We start from the raw sequence: 5239 nt of genomic DNA on the forward strand, positions 1-5239 counted from the left end.
CTCGCCCGAGCGAGACGCCCTCCCCGCGTGCGCGATCTGTCCGGGATAAACAAGAGGCCGGGCCGACGTAACGTCGGCCCGGCCCCGCGTGCGAGATCCCGCCCCCCGACGGGAGGCGTCCCCTCAGTCCAGCACCGGCGCGATGAGCTGGGCAAAGTTGTTGCGCGCCCGGTTCAGCCGGCTCTTGACCGTGCCCAGGTTGGTCGCCGTGATCTCGGCGATCTCCTCGTACGTCTTGCCCTCCATCTCGCGGAGGATGAAGACGGTGCGGTGGTGCTCCGGCAGCTGCTCCACGGCCGCGTCCACCTGGCTCTTGAGGTGGCGCTTGCGGAACAGGTCGTCCGGCCGGTAGGTGTTGTCCTCCCACTCCAGGGGACGCTCGTCCGCCTGGCGGTTCTTCATCAGCGTCTGGAAGAGGACGAGCGGGTTGCGCGAGCGGTTGCGCAGCTCGTTCTTGGCCAGGTTCGACGCGATCGTGTAGATCCACGTGGAGAACTTCTTGGTCTGGTCAAACCGGTGCAGGTGCCGGTAGACGCGGATGAAGGTCTCCTGCACCAGGTCTTCGGCGCGCTCGCGGTCGCCCGTGGTGCGGTAGATGAAGTTGAGCAGGCGGTTCTGGTACCGCTCCACCAGCTCGCCGAACGCGCGCTTGTTGCCGTCCAGGAAGGCGGCCACCACGCCGCTGTCGTCCAGCTGCTTGAGCTGCTCGCGGGGCGAGCGCTCTTCCGAGCGCCGATCACTGACAAGGACCTTGAACATCGGGACTACCTCCTGGGGGGATACCGGATGGGCGGGTCTCACGGGGAACAAGGAAGGGCACGCGCCGTTCCCGCTGCGCCGTTCACGGTTGGATGCGCCGAAAGCCCGCATGGTTGCTATGCTTTCGCACCATCTACCCCGCCGCCCGGCTTCGGCGCGCTGTCCCCCGTAGGGGACGGCGTCCGAGAGAAAGTGACACCGGCCAGTGTCGCACCGACGCGCTGTCGAGAGAACGTTCGTCCGGTGCGAACTCTGACGGACGTCCCCTTCTACATCCCGAACACGAACCCCGCGCAGTACAGCAGGGTGCAGATGGTCTTGGCGTCCTGGATCTCGCCGTCGCGCACCATCCGCAGGGCCTGGGAGAGCGGCATGGGCACCGTCTCCACGAACTCGTCCTCGTCGAACTCCGTCTCGCCCTTCGTGAGGTCGGTCGCCAGGAACAGGTGGATCTTCTCGTCCGTAAAGCCGGGCGTGGTCCAGATGCTGGTGAGCGGCCGCAGCTGCCCGGCCTCCAGCCCCGTCTCCTCGCGCAGCTCGCGGCGGGCGCATTCCTCCCACGGCTCGCCCTCGCGGTCCGGGCGTCCGGCGGGCACCTCGTACAGGTAGCCGCCGGAGGCGTAGCGGTACTGGCGGATGAGGGCGATCTGCGGGTCGGGCCCGTCGGGGTCGCTCAGCACGGGCAGCACGGCCGCCGCGCCGGAGTGCCGGATCATCTCCAGCTCGCCCGTGGAGCCGTCGGGAAAGCGGACGGTGTCCACCCCCAGGTCCACGATCCGCCCCCTGTGCACCGGCCGCCGCTCGATCAGGCCGGGTTCCACGCTAGGCTGCTCCGTCATCCGTTGTCCTCGTAATGGAAGATGAGAGGTTCGCGGGCGCCGCGTAATCCGTCCGGCGCCCCGTTAACACGATCCTAATTGCGTCCTGTGCAAGTGCTTAGAAAAGCGAGGGCGGCAAAGGTGCGCGGAGTTCGGTCTCGGGAGGCGCGGCCACGGAAGGACGGTTCGTGCACGAAGACGGGAATGCTCGCACGGGCGAGAGGCCCCCTCCCCCCGCCCCCTGCCCCCGCTGTCGCGGAGGAGGGGGAGAACTGCGCCCCGGTGCGGGCATACCGCGCCCGGCACAAACCCGCTCGTCGCGCTCCCCTCCCCTGCCTGTCCTCCGATGGGCTCGGTCCCGCGCAGGCGGTCTCCGCGCGATACGCGAGGGTCGAGGATGGGCCGGCAAGATCCTTCGGGGCCACGTGCATCCAGCCCAGCCCAGGTCGGTGAGGGCCCTCAGGATGACAACGCCCGCGCTACGCCGCGAATGGCTTCCCTCCACAACATCCAACGCCGCGCCCTCCCCCGCCACCGACGGGAGAGGGCGCGCAGACCTTCGTACCTTCGTACCTTCGTACCTTCGTACCTTCGTACCTTCGTACCTTCGTACCTTCGTGCCTTCGTACCCGCCGTTCAGCCGAGCACGGCGTCGGCGTCCACCACCTCGACGGGGCCGATGTCCAGCGCCTCCAGCGGGCCGCGCAGCTCCGACGCGTCGCCCACGACGACGACGGCGGCGCGGTCGGGCATCAGGCGGCGGCGCGCGGCTTGGCGCACGTCCTCGGGCGTGACGGCCAGCAGCCCCTCGCGGTAGTGGTCGTAGTAGTCGTCCGGAAAGCCGTACACGGCCAGCGTGCTGAGCTTGCCGGCCAGCCCGTCCGTCGTCTGCAGCTGCAGGGGAAAGATGCCGGCCAGGTACCCCGCCGCGTCGGCCACCTCCTCCGCGGGGGCCGGCTCGTCCTGCATCAGCCGCATGTCGCGCAGCATCTCCGACACGGCGTGCGCCGTCTTGTCGCTCTGGATGGCGGACGAGATGCTGAACGTGCCCGGCAGCTTGCGCAGCCCGAACGACGAGCTGGCGCCGTACGTGTAGCCCAGCCGCTCCCGCAGGTTCATGTTGAGCCGCGAGGCAAAGACGCCGCCCAGGACGGCGTTCATCACCGTGGCGGCGAAGAAGTCGTCCGCCGTGCGCTCCATGCCCACGTGCCCCACCCGCACCTCGCTCTGCACGGAGCCCGGCCGGTCCGCGAGGACGATCGTCGTACGGTCAAAGCGGTTGGGCGCCTCGGGCACGCGGGCGGGCGGCGGCGCGCCCTTCCAGTCGCCGAACCAGCGCTGGGCCAGCTCCGCCACCTGGTCCACCGTCACGTCGCCCGCCGCGCAGATCCACGCGCCCCGGGGGACGAAGAACGATTCGTGGAACGCCCGCACGTCGTCCCGCGTGAGGGTGGACAGCGTCCGCGCCGGCCCGGCCAGCCGCCGGCCAAAGGGGTGGCCGTCGGGAAAGGTGTAATGCGTCATCAGCTCGTCCGCCACGGACGACGGGTCCGCGCGGCGCTGCGTGAGCATGGCCAGCCGCTCGTCGCGAATGCGCTCCACCTCGCGCTCGGGAAAGGCGGGGCGCAGCACCATGTCGGCCAGGATCTCCAGCCCCGCCTCCAGCCGCGACGTGAGCGCCGTCATCCCCGCCAGGGTCGTGTCCCACGACGAGCCGCTCTCGAACACCAGCCCCAGCGCGTCGATGGCCTCGGCGATCTCCGTCGCGTCGCGGTCGCCCGCGCCGCTCTCCAGCAGGCCGCCCACGAGGGCCGCCGTGCCCGCGCGATCCTCGGATTCGGCCAGGGCGCCGGAGGGCAGCATCACGTCCAGCGTGGCCACGGGGAACGCGTGGTTCTCCGCCACGATCACCTGCAGCCCGTTGTCCAGCGTGCGCCGGTGCACGGGCGGAAAGTGAAAGGGGCGCAGGGGGCCCGGGGCGGGGGGGCGCGTACGGTCCGGCATGCCGTCCGTCATGCGGCCTCCCGCGGGGCCTGGGGAACGTAGGTGAGCACCACGCGGTTCTCCGGCACGACGTACGTCCGCACGAAGCGTCGAACGTCGTCCGCCGTCACGGCCCGGTATCGGTCCATCTCGTCGTTGATGAGCTCCGGCGCGTCGAAGTACGTCGCCAGCATGGACAGCTGGTCCGCGCGCTCGTTGAACTTCTGCAGGTCCATCACCCGCCGCGCCTCCAGGGCCACCAGCGCGCGGTCCATCTCCGCCGGCGTGGGCGGCTCGTTGGCCAGCCCGTCCAGCTCCTCCAGCAGCGCCGCCTCCACGGGTCCCGGCTCCGCGCCCGGCGGCACGTTGCCGCGCAGGATGAGCGCCGACGCGCCCGTGACCACGGGAAGCACGAACGCCGCGATCCCCCGCGCCACCTGCCGCTCGCGCACGAGCGACCGGTACAGCCGCGCCGACTTGCCCGACGCCAGCAGCTCCGTCACCACGTCGGCCACGTAGTAGTCCTGTACCCCGTACGCGGGGATGCGAAAGGCGAGGTAGACGCGCGGCACGGCCACGGCGCCTTCCACCGTCTCGCGGACCTCCTGGCCCAGCAGGAGGGGCTCCACCTCGGCCCGCCCCGGCAGCGCCGGCACCTCCGGGCCCCGCGGGATGTCGCCGAACCACTTGCCGATGAGCCGCAGGGCCTCCGCGCGGTCAAAGTCGCCGCAGAGGGTCAGGACGCAGTTGTTGGGCGCGTAGTACGTGCGAAAGAAGTCGCTCACGTCCGTCAGCGTGGCCGCGTCCAGGTCGTCCATGCTGCCGATGACCGAGTGGTGGTACGGGTGGTCGTCGGGGTAGACCAGGCGCTGGATGCGCTCGTCCCAGTCGCCGTACGGGGCGTTGTCCACGCGCTGGCGGCGCTCGTTCTTCACCACCTCGCGCTGGTTGTCGAACTTTTCCTGGGTCAGCGCGTCCACGAACGAGGCCATGCGGTCGGCTTCCAGGTAGAGCGCGAGCTCCAGCTGGCTGGCGGGCAGGGTCTCGTAGTAGTTGGTGCGGTCCAGCCAGGTGCTGGCGTTCACGGACCCGCCGGCCCGCTCCACGAGGGCGATGTGCTGGTTCTCGGGCACGTTGGCCGAGCCCTGGAACATCATGTGTTCAAAGAGGTGGGCCAGGCCCGTGCGGCCGGGCCGCTCGTTTCGGCTGCCCACGTTGTACCACAGGTTCACGGCCACGATGGGCAGCGTGTGGTCTTCCGAAAGCACCACGCGCAGGCCGTTGTCCAGCGTGTGCCGCTCGATGGGGATCTGCATCCGGTCTCTGTCCTGGTGCGATTGAGCTCGCTCGTTGTCGACGGCGACTGCTTCGTACGGCGACGGCAATGACGACGGGTGTGGGCGTGTCCCTCCGCTGCGCTCCGGGCCGGGCTGCGCGCGCCGTAGTGCACGATACGACTGTGCCCAACGGCGCCGAGCCCCCTCCGCGTCGGGGCAACGATACGGCGTGTTGCCCCGCCACTCCGGGTTCTCGGCCCTCCGGGCGCGCATCCCTCACGCAACGGCAACGGCCGCGGTCCGCCGAGACCGTGCGGATGAGGTACGCTTCTACCGCGGGCGAGGGCCCCCTCCCCCCGACCCCCTGCCCCCGCTTCGCGGGGGAGGGGGAGAAATGCGCTT

The 5239-nt window shown here is 70.4% G+C and carries 4 protein-coding genes; all 4 read right to left on the bottom strand.

Annotation, left to right across the window (positions count from 1 at the left end):
• Nucleotides 1-123: 123 nt before the first annotated feature.
• The 4 genes from VFZ20_RS16230 to VFZ20_RS16245 all read right to left on the bottom strand — a co-directional run bounded on the left by VFZ20_RS16230 (nt 124) and on the right by VFZ20_RS16245 (nt 4876).
• Nucleotides 124-759: a sigma-70 family RNA polymerase sigma factor gene (locus VFZ20_RS16230; RefSeq protein WP_329684957.1), complete on the bottom strand. Its 636-nt coding sequence runs from the start codon at nt 757-759 to the stop codon at nt 124-126.
• A gap of 269 nt (nt 760-1028) precedes the next feature.
• Nucleotides 1029-1598 carry an NUDIX hydrolase gene (locus VFZ20_RS16235; protein ID WP_329684958.1) on the bottom strand — a complete coding sequence of 190 codons (570 nt, stop codon included), beginning with the start codon at nt 1596-1598 and terminating at the stop codon, nt 1029-1031.
• 615 nt (nt 1599-2213) lie between these two features.
• Entirely contained in the window at nt 2214-3593 is a 1380-nt protein-coding gene (locus VFZ20_RS16240; RefSeq protein ID WP_329684959.1) for a pitrilysin family protein, read from the bottom strand.
• Complete coding sequence (locus VFZ20_RS16245; RefSeq protein WP_329684960.1) at nt 3590-4876, bottom strand: pitrilysin family protein; 1287 nt, start codon at nt 4874-4876, stop codon at nt 3590-3592. Before VFZ20_RS16245 ends, VFZ20_RS16240 begins: the two co-directional genes overlap by 4 nt.
• Nucleotides 4877-5239 lie beyond the last annotated feature (363 nt).

It is taken from the genome of Longimicrobium sp., assembly GCF_036280135.1.
Lineage (GTDB): Bacteria > Gemmatimonadota > Gemmatimonadetes > Longimicrobiales > Longimicrobiaceae > Longimicrobium.

Bases quoted from the DNA above. Each gene is read 5' to 3' on its own strand.
- VFZ20_RS16230 (WP_329684957.1), bottom strand. From the start codon at position 759: ATGTTCAAGGTCCTTGTCAGTGATCGGCGCTCGGAAGAGCGCTCGCCC.
- VFZ20_RS16235 (WP_329684958.1), bottom strand. From the start codon at position 1,598: ATGACGGAGCAGCCTAGCGTGGAACCCGGCCTGATCGAGCGGCGGCCG.
- VFZ20_RS16240 (WP_329684959.1), bottom strand. From the start codon at position 3,593: ATGACGGACGGCATGCCGGACCGTACGCGCCCCCCCGCCCCGGGCCCC.
- VFZ20_RS16245 (WP_329684960.1), bottom strand. From the start codon at position 4,876: ATGCAGATCCCCATCGAGCGGCACACGCTGGACAACGGCCTGCGCGTG.